This window comes from Salinispora pacifica DSM 45544 (assembly GCF_000378845.1).
GTDB lineage: Bacteria > Actinomycetota > Actinomycetes > Mycobacteriales > Micromonosporaceae > Micromonospora > Micromonospora pacifica.
Genome location: NZ_KB905359.1, coordinates 3,184,653 through 3,200,060, shown reverse-complemented (window position 1 = coordinate 3,200,060; position 15,408 = coordinate 3,184,653). Strand labels below are relative to the sequence as shown.

The following is a 15,408-nucleotide window of genomic DNA, read 5'->3' as shown; positions in this document are numbered from 1 at the left end:
CATGCCGGGAACACCGCCGACCCGCTTTGTCTACCTCGGGCCCGAGGGCACCTTCGCCGAGCAGGCGCTGCGGACCATCCCCGCCGCCGAGCGGGCCAACCGAACGCCCGCCCGCAGCGTCGGCGAGGCGCTGGAGAGCGTACGGGTCGGTGCCGCGGATGCGGCGCTGGTGCCGCTGGAGAACTCCATCGGTGGCGCGGTCGGGGTGACGCTGGACGAGTTGGCCGAGGGCGAGCCGTTGGTGATCACGCGGGAGGTGATCCTGCCGGTGGAGTTCGTGCTCGCCACCCGCACCGGCGGGCACCTCGGTGCGGTGCGCAGCGTGGCCGCCCATCCCCAGGCGTCAACGCAGTGCCGGGCATGGCTGCACGCCCATCTGCCCGACGCGGCGGTGGTTGACGTGCTCTCCAACGGTGCGGCGGCGGTCGGGGCCGCCGCTGGCGACTTCGACGCGGCGATCTGCGCTCCGATCGGCGCAGCCCGACACCGGCTCGCGGTACTGGCCGAAAAGATCGCCGACCACCCGGACGCGGTGACCCGGTTCGCGCTCTTCTCGCGGCCGGGGCCGCCCCCGCCGCCCACGGGGGACGACGTGACGTCGCTGGCGGTGTACATCGCCCACGACCGGGTGGGCGCGCTGCTCTCCGTGCTGATGGAGTTGGCCGTGCGCGGAGTCAACCTGACCCGGATCGAGTCCCGGCCAACCGGCGAGGCACTCGGCCGGTACGTGTTCTTCCTCGACTGCACCGGTCATCTGGCCGATGCCCGGCTCGGCGAGGCGCTACAGGGATTACGTCGGGTCTGCGCCCAGGTGCGCTTCCTCGGGTCGTACCCCCGGCACCGCTGGACCGGCGGCGGAGGTGAACGGCCAGCCCCGGCGGGGCCCGTTGACGCCGACTATGTCGACGCCGCCGCCTGGCTGGCCCGGCTGCGTAGCGGGGATCTCAGCTGAGACCGGTCGCACAGTTTCTGGCCACCCCCGCCCGGCGCCGGGCCGTGGCCGACCTGTTCCGGGCGACCGACGGCTCAACCCCAGCCCAACTCGTGCAGGCGCTCGTCGTCGATGCCGAAGTGGTGGGCGATCTCGTGCACAACCGTGACCGCCACCTCCTCCACCACGTCCTCCTCGGTGTCGCAGATGCGCAGAATCGGGTTGCGGTAGATCAGGATGCGGTCGGGCAGCACGCCCGAGTAGTCCCAGCCGCGGTCGGTCAGGGCGTGCCCCTCGTACAGGCCGAGTAGCTCCTCGCCGGGGGGTGGGGTGTCCTCGACCAGGATGACCACGTTGCTCATCAGACTGAGCAACTCCTCGGGTACCTCGTCGAGCGCGTCGCCGACCAACTCCTCGAACCGCTCCCGGTTCATCTCCATGGCCACCGCCCCATTCTGCCGGTACCCGAGCTTCTGCCGGGAAGCCCCGCCCCGGCGGGGAAGGCGGACAGGCGGCGGGGGAGGCGGACAGCCGCCGGGGGAGGCGATTCGGTCCGAACCGTCGCTGGCTGGTTGTGCCATGATGCGGATCAATCTCATCGATGAGAAGGGCCTCCGATGGATCCGAAGCAACCCATCCCCCGGCAGGAAGACCGCTCCGATGAGATCGCCGGCGGGCAGTGGGGCGGGGACGCTCCTCGACCATCGGGCCACCGGCGCTCGATCACCCAGCTCCTCCGTAACCGAGGCCTGCCACTCGTTCTCGCCGGGCTCGGAGCCGTCGCCGGGCTGGCCTCGCTGACGCAAACGTGGGTGGTGCAGCACCTGCCCGGTATCACTCCCGGCGGGGATGCGTTCCAGATTCGGGAGACGGTTGACCGGACGGGTGGTCTCGGCCTCGCCTACCTGGTCGGCATCCTCGGTCTGGCGGTGGCGGTCGCCCTCGCCCTGTACGGCACCGGAGCCACCCGGCCGAACGCCCGCATCGCCGGCCTGGCCCTGGCGGCTGCTCTGCTCGCGGTGCTGGTCGCCGGGATGACCACGATCGGCGACCGAGACGAAAACGCCGGCTACTTCCCCGGCCAGGTGGGTGTCGACACCGAATACGGGCGGGGGATGGTCGCCGCCTTACTGACCTGCGCACTACTCGGGGCTGCCGTGCTGCTCGCCCCGGCCGCCGGCAGGTCCGAGCCGGAGGCCGGTGCGGCAACACCGGAGGCCGGGGCGACAACACCGGCCCGACGACCGCGTGCTCCCCGCCGCGCCGCAGCGGACGACCTGCCGCCCCCCGCCGACCTCACCGTCCGCCCGACCGCCCCGTTCATCCGCCCGGATTGATCGAGCCATGCCACTGGGCACCACCCGCGCCACGGGCCTACCCGACCACCGGTTCGGCCCTGCCGCCCCGCCACCCGTTGGCGCCGGATTCGCCGATTGGCCATGGTTGGCGCCGCCTCCGCGAGGTACGGTGGCTGCCCGCCGTAACGCCGGGTCACACAACCGTGACGACTGGCCGTAGCGGTGGCGGGCGAAGGAGGAGCCATGGTCCGCCCGGGATTACCGAAGTTGATCGCCACCGATCTGGACGGGACGCTGGTCCGCAGCAACAACACCGTCTCCGCGTACACGCACGAGGTGCTCGACCGGATGCGCGCCGCCGGCATCCCGATGGTCGGCGCGACCGGTCGCGGACCACGGCTGACCGAGCTGACCCGTAACGACATCCGCGCCGCCGACTTCCTGGTGATGGCGAACGGCGGCTGGGTGGTGGACCAGAGCGACCCGGACGGGCCGTTGGTGCTCCGCGACGAGTGGTTCTCCGGTGCGGTGCTGGCGGAGTTGCTGACCGAGTTGGAGGCAGCGGTCGGCCCGCTGACCGTCATGGTGGAGTCGTCCGGCGAGTCCAACGCACCGCTCTGGGGGGACTACCACGCGAGTTGGCCGTACCCAGAGCTGTTCGAGGCGCGCAGCCGCGCCGAGTGCCTCGCCGGCAACGTGATCAAGGCTTTCGCCCGGACCGCCGACCACCACACCGATGAGCTCCTGGCGATGGCCCGGCGAATCATCCCACCGCACGCTGCCTCGCTCACCCAGGCGGGCCTGGGCTTCATCGAAATCTGCCCGCCCGGTGTGGACAAGGCGACCGGGCTCCAGGTGGTCGCCGAACGGCTCGGCGTGGACCCAGCGGAGGTGCTGGTCTTCGGCGACCAGCCGAACGACCTGCCGATGTTCTCCTGGGCGGGGTGGGCCCGGGTGGCGGTGGCGAACGCGCACCCGGCCGTGCACGCGGCCGCCGACGAAGCCACCCTCCGAAACGACGACGACGGAGTCGCCGTCTACCTTGACCGGCTCCTGACCCGCTGACAGCCCCCGGGCCGCACCGATCAGAGGTACTGGCCGGTGCTGTGCCCCTCACCGCCCGCCGGCTGCCCCATCCCGGGCATGCCGGGCGCGATTCCGCCCGGCCCGCTGGGGAGGGCCTGCCGGCCGGAGCGCATCTGCTCCAGCTGCACCCGGGCCGCCATCTGTTGGGCGACCAAGGCCGCCTGGATGCCGTGGAAAAGCCCTTCCAGCCAGCCGACGAGCTGCGCGTGGGCGATCCGCAACTCGCTCTCGCTGGGCGCCTTCTCCTCGGTGAAGGGCAGGGCGAGACGCTCCAGTTCCTCCCGCAGCTCGACGGCGAGCCCCTCCTTGAGCTCGACGATGGACCGTTCGTGGATCTCCCGCATCCGGTGCCGGCTGGCGTCGTCGAGCGGGGCGGCCTTGACCTCCTCCAGCAGCTGCTTGATCATGCTGCCAATCCGCATCACCTTGGCCGGCTGCTCGACCAGTCGGGCCGGGTCCTCCTGGCTATCGTCGGTCTGCACCGTGCCCACCGGACGGCCGTCCGGTCCCACCACCACCACGGTGCCGGACCGGGCAGCATCGTCCTGGCCTTGCTCGTCAGCCTGGTCCTGCACGTCGTTCTGTCCTGCGGACTGCGCTTCGGTCATGGCACCCATCTTTCCCCAGCCGCCGGCGGCGGTGCCCTCCGGGAGCAACGATCAGCGCCGATCGGGGCAACCCGCTACCGTCACCGGCATGTCCAGCGACCCGCGTGCCGTGCTCACCCGTCCCGCGCCGGCCCCGGAGGTCACCGTCGCCTACGGCCCCCATCCGGACCAGGTCGCGGATCTGCGCCGGCCAACCGGTGCCGGGCCGGCCGAGCGGCTCGTGATCGTTGTGCACGGCGGCTTCTGGCGAGCTGAGTACGACCGCCGGCACACCGCGCCGCTAGCGACCGCGCTGGCCGGGCTCGGCTTTCCGGTGGCGCAGGTCGAGTACCGCCGGACCGGGCAGCCCGGCGGTGGCTGGCCAGGAACCATGGTCGACGTCCTGACCGGGGTGTCCGAGCTACCCCGACTGACAGCCGAGGCCTTCCCCGGTGCGGTGGCGACCGGCCCGCCGATCCTCATCGGTCACTCGGCTGGTGGGCAGCTGGCACTCTACGCCGCCGCCACCCGGCCCGCCGTGGTCGGTGGGACCCTCGCCCTGGCCCCGGTGGCGAACCTGGCCGAGGCCTACCGGCTGGACCTGGACACGGGTGCGGTGGCCGCACTGCTCGGTGGCGGTCCGACCGAGGTACCGGGCCGCTACGCGGCCTGTGATCCGCGTTCACTGCCGCCCCCTAAATCACGGACAGTAGTCATACATGGCACCCTCGACGAGCAGGTGCCGGTCCCGATGAGCCGAGAATTCGTTGCCGCCGGGCACGCCGCTGGCGGCAACGTCCAGCTTATAGAGCTGCCCGAGTGCGAACATTTCGGCCTCATCGACCCAGAGTCAGCGGCCTGGCCGGAGGTCGTCCTCGCATTACGTTCCCTCACCAAAATCTAGGAGCTGGTTGACGCAGCGTGGCCAAGCGGGTAAAACGCCGGATGGGCCGGATACGCCCGGCAAAGACTCTGGAGAGGGACCGGTGACACAGGTGAACCGCAGGCGTGCCCTACAGCTGTTGGCAGCGCTGGGCACGGTCGGACTCGGGGCAGGATGCGCCGGCCGTGGTACGTCCGACGCTCCGCTGAGCCCCATCAAGATCGGCATGCTCATTCCGCAGACCGGTGACCTCACCGACGTCGGAACCGAGGTGGCCAACGGCTTCCAACTCTTCCTGGATCTCAACGAGGAGCAGCTCGGCGGGCACCCGACCGAGCTGGTCACCGCCGATGAGGGCAACGACGCGAAATCCGGCCAGGCCGCGGTGGAGAAGTTGCTCAAGCAGGGAGTGCTGGCCCTCACCGGCGTGGTCAGCTCGGCCGTCATGCTCGGCATCCGAGACACCGTGGAGCAGGCCCAGGTGCCGCTGGTCGGCTCCAACGCCTCCCCCAGCAGTCTGCAGAGCGTCGTCTACATCTGGCGCACGTCGTACGTGCTGGACGAGGCCGGTCGGGCCCTCGGCCGCCACCTGAAGGATGCGCTCGACCCGTCGGCACGGCTGGCGATCATCATGCCGGACTCGCCAGCCGGCGAGGACGTACTCCGGGGCTTCCAGGAGGAATTCGGGCAGTCCGACCCCCGGATCGCGGCTCCCGTCACCTGGACGGAGGATATCTCCGGCGTCCCGGGCAAGAATGCCTACCAGCGGGATATCGCCACGGCGCTGACCCGCGCTCCGGACGGCGTCTTCTGCTTCTTCGCCGGTGCCGCTGCCGTGGAGTTCCTCAAGCAACTCCGCGCGGAGGGATACACCGGCCCCGTCTACGCCCCGGGCTTCCTGACCGAGGGCAACGTCCTGGCGAGCTTCAAGGACAAGACGGATGTTCTCGGCATCCAGACCACCCTGAACTACTCGCCCGATGTCTACAACGCGGCCAACCGACTCTTCGCCTCCGCGTACCGCAAGAAGCACGGCACCTCGCCGACGGCCTACGCGACGGCGTCGTACGATGCGGCGCACGTCCTCAACCAGGCGATCCGGCGTGCTGGCGAGTCACCCACCCCGGCGGAGGTGAACCTCGCGCTCGGCAAGATCGGCCGTATTGACAGCCCCCGTGGCGTGTGGCAGTTCAACCAGTCGCGCACCCCACAGCAGCGGTGGTACCTCCGGGAGGTCCAGTTCGACGGCCAGCTCCTCTCCAACGTGCTCTTGACCGAGCTGGCCACGCTCGGCTGAGCGGGGGCGGCGCGGATCCGCCCCGGCCGCCTGCCGGCGCTGCGCCGCCCGGCAGCGAGCGCTAGGGGCGCAGTTCAGCGATGCAACACTTCACGCTGCCGCCGCCCTTGCGTAACTCGGCCAGCGCCACCGGCACCGGCTGGTAGCCGGCGGCTGCCAGCTTGTCGGCGAGGCCGGTCGCCTCGCTGTTCAGGACGACGTTGCGTCCATCGCTGACCAGGTTCAGTCCGAACGCGAGGGCATCGGCGTCATCGGCGACCACGGCCGCGGGAAAGAGCTGCGCCAGCACCTTCTGGCTGGTGGTGGAGAAGGCACCCGGATAGTAGGCGATGTTACTGTCATCGATCGACGTCAGCGCCACGTCCAGGTGGTAGAAGCGAGGGTCGACCAACCGCACCGAGACCACCGGTCGGCCCAGCGCCTCCTGGGCCTCGGCGTGGGCGGCGGGCTCGGTCCGAAAGCCGTAGCCAGCCAGGACGAGGCCACCGTGCGCCGCCGGCAGGTACGCGAAGTCACCCTCGCCCTCGTTGGTGGCGGTCGGGGCGATGAAGTGCCAACCGTGTGACTGGTAAAAGGCGCGGTGGGCCGCGGCCTCGGCGCTGCGCTGGGCATGCTTGAACCGCGCGCCGTAGACGGTGCCATCGACGACGAGGGCGCCGTTGGCCGCGTAGACCATGTCGGGTAGCCCCGGCTCGGGGGTGAGCAGGTGCACGTCGTGGCCGAGCTCGACCAGCGTCTCGCGCAGCCGGTCCCACTGCTTGACCGCCAACTCCACGTCAACCGCGGCGGTGACGTCCATCCACGGGTTGATCGCGTACTCAACCGCGAAGTGTTTCGGCGAGCACATGAGATATGTCCGCCTTCGCGGCACTCGCTGCTGGTTCACGATTACCAAGGTAGGTATCGTCGAACAACGGTAACAGCCACAAATATTGCTTCCAGGAGGCAGAACATTGCAGATCGACGCAGTAGATCAGCGAATCATTGCGTTGCTGGTCGCCGACGCCCGTGCGTCGTACGCCGACATCGGACAGCGAGTTTCCCTCTCCGCCCCGGCCGTGAAACGGCGCGTCGATCGGCTTCGCGCGACCGGAGTCATCCGCGGATTTACCGCTGTCGTTGACCCGGCCGCGGTCGGCTGGACCACCGAGGCCTTCGTCGAGCTGTTCTGCGCCGGTCGAACCACGCCACCGCAGATCGGTGTCGCCGCCCGCCGACACCCCGAGGTCGTCGGGGCCTACACCGTCTCGGGCGAGGCGGACGCCCTCGTCCACCTACGCGCCGCCGACATCGCCCACCTCGAGGTCGCACTGGAACGCCTGCGAGCGGAGTCCTTTGTGACCTCCACCCGCAGCACCATCGTGCTCTCCCGGCTCGTCGAGTCCCCCGGCGTCGGCCCATCCGACTAATCACCGATCGCCGCTGCTCCCAGCCGTCCCGGGACCACCACCCCGCCGCGTCGCTGGCGCGGGCTCCGCCGCGCCGTACGGCAACGAGCCGCACGGGAACCGCGGGTCGGCCGGCGGCGTCAGAGCGAACATGACATCGCGCCGTCCCACCCTTGTCGCGGGTACGCTACTCGCGCTCCTCCTGCTCGCGGGTAGCGTCGCCGCGGCCCGGTCACCGGCGCCGAAGACGCCACCGGCCGGACCCGAGTCACCTCTACAGCTGGTCTCCTTCGACTCCTGCGCCGATGCGCTGGCCGAACTGCGCGCCGCGACGGCAGCCGAGGTCGGCCCGTGGGGCCTCGCCAACGGCGTGCCCCAGCAACGGTCCGTATCGGCATCGGAGTCCGCACTCAGCGACAGCGCCGCGTTGAAGCCGGCCGGGGAACACTCGCTCACCAACGGGTACGAGCCCGGCGTTGACGAGCCGGACCTGGTCAAGACCGACGGGCAGCGGATCGTCACCATCAGCCAGGGCGTGCTCCGGGTCGTCGACGCCACCACCAACCGGTTCACCGGGCGGCTGGACCTCAACGATGGCCCCGACCTGCGCCCCTGGGGCCAGCAAGACCTGCTCCTGTTCGGCGATCACGCGGTGGTCCTCACCAACGCGGCACTGATGGTCTTCCCCGCGGCCAGGCTCGGTCGCGAGGACATTGCCGCGCCGTCACCCGAATCGAGCCCGCCCGCCGCGACCCGGCTCCACCTGGTCGACCTGAGCGGCCCACCCCGGGTGCTCAGCACGTACGAGATCCACGGTCGCACCCTTGACGCCCGCCAGACCGGTAGCACGGTCCGGGTGGTGGTCCAGTCCCACCCCCAACTGACCTTCCCGGAGTTGCCCGCCAGCGCCGACGAGGCGGCCCGAAAGGCGGCCTACCGGGCAACGGTGATCGCCGCGGGTATCGACGCGTGGCTACCGGCCTACGAGTGGACAGCCGGAGCGGAGCGCGGGAGCGGCCGGGTTGGCTGCGACCGACTCAGCCGCCCGCAGACCGGCACCGGCTCCACCGTGCTGACCGTACTCAGCTTCGACCTCAAGGCTGATCGGCTCACCGACGGCGACCCGGTCAGCGTGGCCGCCGCCGCGGACACCGTCTACAGCACCGGCGACAGCCTCTACCTGGCGGGCCAGCGATATCTGACGGCTTCGTCCACTCCGGGGCGGTGGCCCGGCCAGATCGGTACCTCGGTCACCGACATCTACCAGTTCGACACCGCCGCCGCCGGCCGTCCCCGGTACGTCGCCGCCGGCACGGTGCCCGGCCGGCTGATCAACCAGTACGCCCTGTCGCAGTGGCAGGGCCACCTACGCGTCGCCACCACCATGGTCCAGCTCGCCACCACGGGCCAGGACGCCATCACGGACCAGAACGCCATCATGAGCCAGGACGAACGCAGCTCGGAGTCCGGCGTTCACGTGCTGCGTCGACAGGGCGGGGTACTGACCCGAACCGGTGCGGTCACCGGCCTGGGCCCCGGGGAGCAAATCTATTCGGTGCGCTACCTCGGTGACACCGCGTACGTGGTGACGTTCCAGCAGACCGACCCGCTCTACGCGCTCGACCTGAGCGACCACGCCGCCCCCCGGGTCACCGGGGAGCTGAAGATCACCGGCTACTCGGCGTACCTACACCCGGTCTCGGACGGCCGGCTGCTCGGTATCGGGCAGGAGGCCGACCTCGACGGACGCACCCAGGGGGTCCAGGTCTCGCTCTTCGATGTCCGGGACCCGGCCCAACCGCTCCGGTTGGACCGCTGGCACCGCCCGTACACCTGGTCCGCCGCCGAGCACGACCCGCATGCCTTCCGGTATGACCCGAGCACCGGGTTACTCGCTGTCCCGGTCAACGCCGGTCTGCGTCTGTTGCGGGTCGCCGGGGACACCCTCACCGACCAGGGCGAGGTGACCCACCCGGCTGGTGGGCACATCACCCGTTCGCTGCTCGTCGATGGCACCCTCTGGACGGTGTCGGACGCGGGCCTGCGGGCCTCCGACCCGACGACCGTTGAGAGTGTGGCCTGGCTTCCCAATAGCTGACGGGCCTGGCTTCCCTGCAGCTGATCAGCCCCGCTCTGGTGGTGGGCCCCGGCCCCTCGGATTTCCGGGCCCACCACCGTCACCGGCTCGGAGTGTCGGCGGAGCCCTCGGAGCCCAGCTCGACGGGCCAGTTGGCGGCCAACTGATTGATCCGGGCCGCGGCGGCGGCCGGTTCCGCGCCCCCGCCCACCGCGACCCCCACCAGGTAGGCGGCGACCGGCGCGCCGGGTCGCAACACCTGATGCGCCACCTCCCGCGTCAGGTCAAGCACCGCTGGCACCGGCACCCGAGCCGGGTCGAGGCCGAGCTCGGCGCAGACCGCCGTCACCCATTCGTCCATCGTTGTCATCGCACCCACTCCTCTGCCCGGCGTAGATCCTCGTCGGTGTCACAGTCGAACCACGGTGGGGGGCCGCCCCCACGCCACGGCACCTCGCGTACGGCCAGCCCATGCAGCAGGGCCCGCAGGGACGCCCCGGCCAGGGGGCGCTGGGTGACCAGCCGGGTGAACGCGGCCCGCAGCGGGGCGACCCGCCACACCCCGCAGAGCGGCTGCCGCCGCCCGGCGTCGTCCACGAAACACACCCCGGCGATCCCACCGGGACCGGCCGCCGGTTGGTCCCCGTCCTGCTCGTCTTCGAGCTGGCCCAGCAACTCCCGAACCGCATCCCCCGTGAGCAGCGGCAGGTCGGCGGCGAGGAGGGCGAGGAGGTCCACATCGGCGGGTAGCCGGGCCAGCCCGGCCGCGGCAGCGGCGACCGGCCCCCCGCCCGGCGGCGACTCTCGGGTGATCACCACGTCGGCCGGCACGCCGGCCGCGGGGCCCACCAGGATTCGCGGTGCGGCGTCGGCGACCGCGGCCAGCACCCGGTCCCGCATCGGACGCCCACCGACCGGCTGGGCTGGCTTGTCCACACCGTCCATCCGTCGGGCCGCACCCCCGGCCAGCACCACCGCCGCGTACCTGCGCACCCGGCTACGGTACCGGCCGAGCCCGGTTGGCCCCGCGCCCACCTGCACGAAGAGCGGCCCGCCGCAGGCCGAGACCTGCCGGTTGATCAACGGGCACCCCGCCGGCCCCGCCGGGGGCGGGGACGAACCACGCCGGTCAGCGCGATGGCTGGCCACCCGGCCAGCTGGGTCGGGGGCACCCCATGCCGAAGCAGGTCGTCCACCAGCAGCGCGAGCGAATAGTCGGGATGTGGGGCGAGCACCCGTTCCAACGCCACCGCCGCCAGCGCCCCCTCCCCGGCCCGCCAGGCCGCGAAGGCCAGCAGCGACCCGGGGGCGGCGATCAGCTCCGGCTCGGCGCGGCGGAGCAGGTCGGCCCAGAGCGCGATGTCGGTCTCCCGCCCGTCGGTTCGCTCCCAGGCCAGGTCTCGCACCGTCTGGTCGGTCAGCAGCCAACTGAGCCAGGCCACCTCGTCGTCGTCGAGTCGTTCGCCCCGTCGGTGCCGACGCTGAGCGGCCCGGATCGCGATGCGCCCCGCCGCCCGCACCGACCGTCCACCCGACCGGTCGACCGACCGCCCGCCGGACCGGTCGGCCCCGGCTGCCCGGGCCACCAGGTCGGCGAAGCGCCGCCCCGCCCGCTGCGCGGCCCGCCGCAGCCGAGCTCGCTCGTCGCCCTCGACCGGCGCCACCTGGGCGACGAGCGCCGCCCGGTCGGGCAGAGCGACCTGACCGGCGAGGACCGCGGCGGCGGCCACCTGACTCGTGCTCGAGTCGTACGCAGTGCCGTCGGGCGGACAGCACTCCGGCTCCGGGCACAGGTACGACCAGTAGCGGCCATCGGTGACTCGGAGCGCGTCGAGCACCGCGATCCCGACCTCGGCCAGGGCCTGCCGGATGGCGTCAACCGCGGGGGTGACCTTGGACGCGGGCCCGTAGCCGAGCACCGTCGCGCGGTCGGTGGGCTGCTGTGCGACCACTGCCGCCAGATGTCGGGCCGCCGCGGCAGACCCACCCGGAGTGACAGCGCCACCCACCGCGCCGGTGGAGCCGGCCACAGCGGCGGAGTCGGCCAAGCCCGCAAGGTCCGCCCGAGCGGCGAAGGTGACCCGTGGACCACGCATCCCCACCACGACCACGCTGTCCGCCGGATGAAACCCGAGCAGGTAGGGCACGGCGGCGATCAGGTCCGCGCCGGAGCGAACGGAGAACCGGGGGAGGTCAGTCGAGGCCATTCCGGCAGCCTGTACGCCGCCCCCGACCGCCGCCCGCCCCTGTGGACGACACGCGGTCTATCCACAGCTACGTTCGGTAGTTACGCTGGTAACGGCGACTTCTCGGCCGCCGCCGCCCTCAGCCCGCCCCTACCCACTACCGTCCGACCCATGGATCTGGCGTACCTGCGGGCCCACCCGGAGCACCTGCCGACCTTCCGGACCCACCAGCGGATCCGGGAGACGCCGGTCGCCGGCGGCAGTAGCTGCACCGCCACCCGGCTCACCCTCGACGACGGGCATTCGATCTTCGCGAAGACCTGGCCCGAGACGGCCACCGGAGACCAGCCGGGGCGCTTCTTCGCCAGCGAGGCGGCCGGGCTGCGCTGGCTACGGGAGGCGGACGCGGTCGCCGTACCGGAGGTGATCGTGGCACTGCCCGACCTGCTGGCGCTGGCGTGGGTCGAGCCCGGCGAGCCCGACCCGGGGGCGGCCGAGCGGTTCGGCCGGGAACTGGCGGCCCTGCACCGGGCCGGCGCCCCGGCCTTCGGCGCCGACTGGCCGGGCTTCATCGGCACACTACCGGCGGACAACACCCGGGACGACGGCCCGTGGTCGCGGTGGTTCGTCGAGCGCCGGCTCCTGCCATACCTGCGGATGTCGGTCGACAACGGCGCGCTCGGCCCGGCGGAGCGGAAGCTGGTCGAGCAGGTCGCCGCCCGGGCCGCCACCCTCGGCGGCGACGAACCGCCGGCCCGGCTGCACGGCGACCTCTGGCCGGGCAACCTGCTCTGGGGCCGCGACGACCGGGCCTGGCTGGTGGATCCGGCAGCACACGGTGGCCACCGGGAGACCGACCTCGCGCAGCTCGCGCTCTTCGGTGGCGCACCGCACCTGGAGCGGATCCGCGCCGCCTACGACGAGGCGTGGCCGCTGGCCGATGGCTGGCCGGAGCGGATCCCACTACACCAGCTGCACCTGCTGCTGGTGCACACCGCTCTCTTCGGTGCGACCTACCGCGAAGCGGTTGCCCACACCGCCCGAAGCGCCCTGCTCGGCTCGGGCGCGCTACCGTCGTGAGGTGAGCGCCGCCCGACCGACCGCTGGGATCCTCGTGGACCGGCATGGCCGCGTCGCCCGAAGCCTGCGCGTCTCCCTGACCGACAAGTGCAACCTGCGTTGCACCTACTGCATGCCGGCCGAGGGGCTGCCCTGGCTCGCCGGGCCGCAGCTCCTCGACGACGACGAGGTGGTCCGGCTGATCCGGATCGCGGTGCAGCGGCTCGGGGTGACCGAGGTGCGGTTCACCGGTGGTGAGCCGCTGATCCGGCCCGGCCTGGTCGGCATCGTCGCGGCGGTCGCGGCGCTGGCCCCCCGGCCGCGCATCTCGCTGACCACCAACGGCATCGGGCTGGACCGGCTGGCGCCGGCCCTGCGCGCCGCCGGCCTGGACCGGGTGAACGTCTCGCTGGACACCCTCGACCGGGAGCGGTTTGTCCGGCTGACCCGACGGGACCGACTGGATGCCGTGTTGGCCGGGTTGACCGGCGCGGCCAAGGCCGGGCTGACCCCAGTCAAGATCAATACTGTCCTGATCCGCGGCATCAACCAGGACGAGGCGCCCGTGCTGCTTCGCTTCGCCCTCGACAACCACTACGAACTGCGCTTCATCGAGCAGATGCCGCTGGATGCCCAGCACGGCTGGGACCGGTCGACCATGGTGACCGCCGACGAGATCCTCGCCCTGCTCCGGGCCGAGCACACCCTGGTGCCGGACCCAGCCCACCGGGGCGCGGCACCGGCCGAGACCTGGCTGGTCAACGGTGGCCCGGCGCGCGTCGGCGTGATCGCCAGCGTCACCCGCCCCTTCTGCGGAGAGTGCGACCGTACCCGGCTCACCACCGACGGTCAGGTCCGTGACTGCCTCTTCGCCACCACCGAGTCCGACCTGCGCGGAGCGCTCCGGGCCGGGGCCGACGACGACGAGCTCGCCCGCCGCTGGCAGGCCGCGATGTGGGGCAAACGGGCTGGCCACGGCATCGACGACCCGGGGTTCCTGCAACCCGACCGCTCGATGTCCGCGATAGGAGGCTGACATGTCCGACCTGCGGGGGCCAGCGAACGACGCCGGACCCGACCGGAGGACCGCGACCCTCACGATCCGCTACTTCGCCGGGGCCCGGGCGGCCGCCGGATGCGTCGAGGAGCACCTGCCCGCCGGCCGGTCGCTGGACGCGGTCCTGACCGACATCGCCGACCGACACGGCGAACGGCTCGGCGCGGTACTGGGCGTCGCCAGTTTCCTGGTTGACGGGGTGAACTGGCACGATCGGCGGGCACCGCTGCCCGCGGGCGCCACGATCGACGTTCTGCCCCCCTTCGCGGGTGGCTGAGGGAGGCACAGCCTTGTTCGCGGTACTGGGGTTCGTCGCCGCTCTGGCCCTCTTCACCGGCCTGGTCCACCTCTACCTCTGGAAGCGGCTGGTACGCGACACCACCCGGCCGGGGCTGCCGCGACGCATCGGCAGTGTCACCATGCTGGTGCTCGCGGCGCTCGCCCCGGCCACGCTGGTCGGCACCCGAGCCGGGATGCACTGGCTCGCCTGGCCGGGCTACCTCTGGCTCGCGATCCTGTTCTACCTGCTGGTCCTGCTGGTGGCCCTGGAGCTACCGATGGCGGTCGCCCGGCTGGTGCTGCGCCGCCGGAGGGCCGCCGCCACGCCCACCGCCCCGGCACCAGAACCCGCCCTGGTGGTGGCCGGCGGGTCGGCCGAGCCGCCGGCCACCACCCCGCCTGTCGACGGGCAGCCGGACCACGATCCGTCCCGCCGGTTACTCCTCGCGCGCGGGGCGGCGATCTTCGCCGGGCTCACCGCCACCGGCCTGACCGGCTACGGCGTGCGCACCGCCCTCGGCCCACCCCAGCTGGACCGGGTACAGGTCCCCCTGGCCCGGTTGCCCCGGAGCATGGACGGCCTCCGCATCGCCACCGTCTCCGACATCCACATCGGCCCGCTGCTCGGGCGGGCCCACACCGAACGGATCGTGGCCATCATCAACCGGCTGGACGCCGACCTCGTCGCGGTCGTCGGCGATCTGGTGGACGGCTCCGTCGCCGAGCTGGGCGAGGCGGCGGCGCCACTACGCGACCTGCGATCCCGACACGGCAGCTTCTTCGTCACCGGCAACCACGAGTACTACTCCGGCGTGGAGGAGTGGGTGCAGGAGGTGGACCGCCTGGGCCTGCGGGTCCTGCAGAACCACCGGGTGGAGATCAAGGCCCGGGGCGGGGCACTCGACCTGGCCGGGGTCAACGACGCCGATGCCGCCGGCACCGGGGTGGCCGGCCCGCCGGACTACGCCGCCGCCCTCGGCGATCGGGACCCGAGCCGGCCGGTGGTACTCCTCGCCCATCAGCCGGTCGCGGCCTTCGAGGCCGCCAAACACGGTGTTGACCTGCAGCTCTCCGGGCACACCCACGGTGGGCAGATGGCGCCCTTCAACTATCTGGTGCAGCTCGAGCAGCCGGTGGTCTCCGGCCTCGGCAAGGTCAACGGCACCCAGGTGTACGTGACCAACGGCGCCGGCTTCTGGGGACCTCCGGTCCGGGTCGGCGCCGAGCCACAGGTCACCCTCGTCGAGCTGCGTTCGGCATAGTGCAGCTCACGTGAGCGC

At 72.0% G+C, this 15,408-nt stretch carries 17 protein-coding genes; 11 read left to right on the top strand and 6 right to left on the bottom strand.

What is annotated here, in order from left to right; all coding sequences use genetic code 11:
* Window position 1 precedes the first annotated feature (1 nt).
* On the top strand, window positions 2-952 hold the full coding sequence (gene pheA / locus SALPAC3_RS0114555; RefSeq protein WP_018221956.1) for a prephenate dehydratase: 951 nt from the start codon (window positions 2-4) through the stop codon (window positions 950-952).
* Window positions 953-1,026: 74 nt separating this feature from the next.
* On the opposite strand, the gene SALPAC3_RS0114550 is transcribed toward pheA, so the two are convergent.
* The gene (locus SALPAC3_RS0114550) at window positions 1,027-1,371 is read right to left on the bottom strand and encodes a metallopeptidase family protein (protein ID WP_018221955.1); all 345 of its coding nucleotides are present in this window, start codon (window positions 1,369-1,371) and stop codon (window positions 1,027-1,029) included.
* 177 nt (window positions 1,372-1,548) lie between these two features.
* Between SALPAC3_RS0114550 and SALPAC3_RS0114545 the strand changes: the two genes are divergently transcribed.
* Window positions 1,549-2,268: a hypothetical protein gene (locus SALPAC3_RS0114545; RefSeq protein WP_018221954.1), complete on the top strand. Its 720-nt coding sequence runs from the start codon at window positions 1,549-1,551 to the stop codon at window positions 2,266-2,268.
* 204 nt (window positions 2,269-2,472) lie between these two features.
* Entirely contained in the window at window positions 2,473-3,294 is an 822-nt protein-coding gene (locus SALPAC3_RS0114540) for an HAD family hydrolase (protein ID WP_018221953.1), read from the top strand.
* A gap of 20 nt (window positions 3,295-3,314) precedes the next feature.
* Here the strand turns inward: SALPAC3_RS0114540 and SALPAC3_RS0114535 are convergent, their stop codons facing one another.
* The gene (locus SALPAC3_RS0114535; RefSeq protein WP_026185572.1) at window positions 3,315-3,932 is read right to left on the bottom strand and encodes a bacterial proteasome activator family protein; all 618 of its coding nucleotides are present in this window, start codon (window positions 3,930-3,932) and stop codon (window positions 3,315-3,317) included.
* A 79-nt stretch (window positions 3,933-4,011) separates the two neighbouring features.
* Here SALPAC3_RS0114535 and SALPAC3_RS0114530 point away from each other — a divergent pair, with 79 nt between their 5' ends.
* Together SALPAC3_RS0114530 and SALPAC3_RS0114525 are read left to right on the top strand one after the other, a co-directional pair.
* Entirely contained in the window at window positions 4,012-4,806 is a 795-nt protein-coding gene (locus SALPAC3_RS0114530; protein ID WP_018221951.1) for an alpha/beta hydrolase family protein, read from the top strand.
* 82 nt (window positions 4,807-4,888) lie between these two features.
* The gene (locus tag SALPAC3_RS0114525; RefSeq protein ID WP_018221950.1) at window positions 4,889-6,082 is read left to right on the top strand and encodes an ABC transporter substrate-binding protein; all 1,194 of its coding nucleotides are present in this window, start codon (window positions 4,889-4,891) and stop codon (window positions 6,080-6,082) included.
* Window positions 6,083-6,143: 61 nt separating this feature from the next.
* Here the strand turns inward: SALPAC3_RS0114525 and ddaH are convergent, their stop codons facing one another.
* A complete protein-coding gene (gene ddaH / locus SALPAC3_RS0114520) occupies window positions 6,144-6,929 on the bottom strand; it encodes a dimethylargininase (protein ID WP_018221949.1) in 786 nt (261 codons plus the stop codon).
* A gap of 106 nt (window positions 6,930-7,035) precedes the next feature.
* On the opposite strand from ddaH, the gene SALPAC3_RS0114515 reads away from it, so the two are divergent.
* A complete protein-coding gene (locus SALPAC3_RS0114515) occupies window positions 7,036-7,491 on the top strand; it encodes an Lrp/AsnC family transcriptional regulator (RefSeq protein WP_018221948.1) in 456 nt (151 codons plus the stop codon).
* Between the two features lie 130 nt (window positions 7,492-7,621).
* Entirely contained in the window at window positions 7,622-9,568 is a 1,947-nt protein-coding gene (locus tag SALPAC3_RS0114510; RefSeq protein WP_018221947.1) for a beta-propeller domain-containing protein, read from the top strand.
* 79 nt (window positions 9,569-9,647) lie between these two features.
* Here the strand turns inward: SALPAC3_RS0114510 and SALPAC3_RS0114505 are convergent, their stop codons facing one another.
* Genes SALPAC3_RS0114505 through SALPAC3_RS0114495 form a run of 3 tightly spaced genes read right to left on the bottom strand, consistent with a single transcriptional unit; the run spans window position 9,648 to window position 11,754 of the window.
* Entirely contained in the window at window positions 9,648-9,917 is a 270-nt protein-coding gene (locus SALPAC3_RS0114505) for a DUF6457 domain-containing protein (protein ID WP_026185571.1), read from the bottom strand.
* The gene (gene mobA, locus SALPAC3_RS25810) at window positions 9,914-10,696 is read right to left on the bottom strand and encodes a molybdenum cofactor guanylyltransferase (RefSeq protein ID WP_018221945.1); all 783 of its coding nucleotides are present in this window, start codon (window positions 10,694-10,696) and stop codon (window positions 9,914-9,916) included. The genes SALPAC3_RS0114505 and mobA overlap by 4 nt, the downstream gene beginning before the upstream one ends.
* Window positions 10,627-11,754: a DUF4192 domain-containing protein gene (locus SALPAC3_RS0114495; protein ID WP_018221944.1), complete on the bottom strand. Its 1,128-nt coding sequence runs from the start codon at window positions 11,752-11,754 to the stop codon at window positions 10,627-10,629. The genes mobA and SALPAC3_RS0114495 overlap by 70 nt, the downstream gene beginning before the upstream one ends.
* A 150-nt stretch (window positions 11,755-11,904) precedes the next feature.
* Here SALPAC3_RS0114495 and SALPAC3_RS0114490 point away from each other — a divergent pair, with 150 nt between their 5' ends.
* From SALPAC3_RS0114490 to SALPAC3_RS0114475, 4 genes are read left to right on the top strand one after another with little or no spacing between them, the layout of a single operon-like run.
* Entirely contained in the window at window positions 11,905-12,813 is a 909-nt protein-coding gene (locus SALPAC3_RS0114490) for a fructosamine kinase family protein (RefSeq protein ID WP_018221943.1), read from the top strand.
* Window position 12,814: 1 nt separating this feature from the next.
* Complete coding sequence (gene moaA, locus SALPAC3_RS0114485) at window positions 12,815-13,828, top strand: GTP 3',8-cyclase MoaA (protein ID WP_018221942.1); 1,014 nt, start codon at window positions 12,815-12,817, stop codon at window positions 13,826-13,828.
* Window position 13,829: 1 nt separating this feature from the next.
* On the top strand, window positions 13,830-14,126 hold the full coding sequence (locus SALPAC3_RS0114480) for a MoaD/ThiS family protein (protein ID WP_018221941.1): 297 nt from the start codon (window positions 13,830-13,832) through the stop codon (window positions 14,124-14,126).
* Between the two features lie 13 nt (window positions 14,127-14,139).
* Window positions 14,140-15,390, top strand: a complete 1,251-nt coding sequence (locus SALPAC3_RS0114475) for a metallophosphoesterase (protein ID WP_026185569.1) — start codon at window positions 14,140-14,142, stop codon at window positions 15,388-15,390.
* The last annotated feature ends 18 nt before the right edge of the window (window positions 15,391-15,408 follow it).

What these genes read in the sequence shown, in the direction of transcription:
- SALPAC3_RS0114480 (WP_018221941.1), top strand. Translation starts at nt 13,830, where the DNA reads ATGTCCGACCTGCGGGGGCCAGCGAACGACGCCGGACCCGACCGGAGG.
- SALPAC3_RS0114510 (WP_018221947.1), top strand. Translation starts at nt 7,622, where the DNA reads ATGACATCGCGCCGTCCCACCCTTGTCGCGGGTACGCTACTCGCGCTC.
- SALPAC3_RS0114545 (WP_018221954.1), top strand. Translation starts at nt 1,549, where the DNA reads ATGGATCCGAAGCAACCCATCCCCCGGCAGGAAGACCGCTCCGATGAG.
- SALPAC3_RS0114530 (WP_018221951.1), top strand. Translation starts at nt 4,012, where the DNA reads ATGTCCAGCGACCCGCGTGCCGTGCTCACCCGTCCCGCGCCGGCCCCG.
- SALPAC3_RS0114495 (WP_018221944.1), bottom strand. Translation starts at nt 11,754, where the DNA reads ATGGCCTCGACTGACCTCCCCCGGTTCTCCGTTCGCTCCGGCGCGGAC.
- pheA (WP_018221956.1), top strand. Translation starts at nt 2, where the DNA reads ATGCCGGGAACACCGCCGACCCGCTTTGTCTACCTCGGGCCCGAGGGC.
- SALPAC3_RS0114505 (WP_026185571.1), bottom strand. Translation starts at nt 9,917, where the DNA reads ATGACAACGATGGACGAATGGGTGACGGCGGTCTGCGCCGAGCTCGGC.
- SALPAC3_RS0114540 (WP_018221953.1), top strand. Translation starts at nt 2,473, where the DNA reads ATGGTCCGCCCGGGATTACCGAAGTTGATCGCCACCGATCTGGACGGG.
- SALPAC3_RS0114535 (WP_026185572.1), bottom strand. Translation starts at nt 3,932, where the DNA reads ATGGGTGCCATGACCGAAGCGCAGTCCGCAGGACAGAACGACGTGCAG.
- SALPAC3_RS0114490 (WP_018221943.1), top strand. Translation starts at nt 11,905, where the DNA reads ATGGATCTGGCGTACCTGCGGGCCCACCCGGAGCACCTGCCGACCTTC.
- SALPAC3_RS0114550 (WP_018221955.1), bottom strand. Translation starts at nt 1,371, where the DNA reads ATGGAGATGAACCGGGAGCGGTTCGAGGAGTTGGTCGGCGACGCGCTC.
- ddaH (WP_018221949.1), bottom strand. Translation starts at nt 6,929, where the DNA reads ATGTGCTCGCCGAAACACTTCGCGGTTGAGTACGCGATCAACCCGTGG.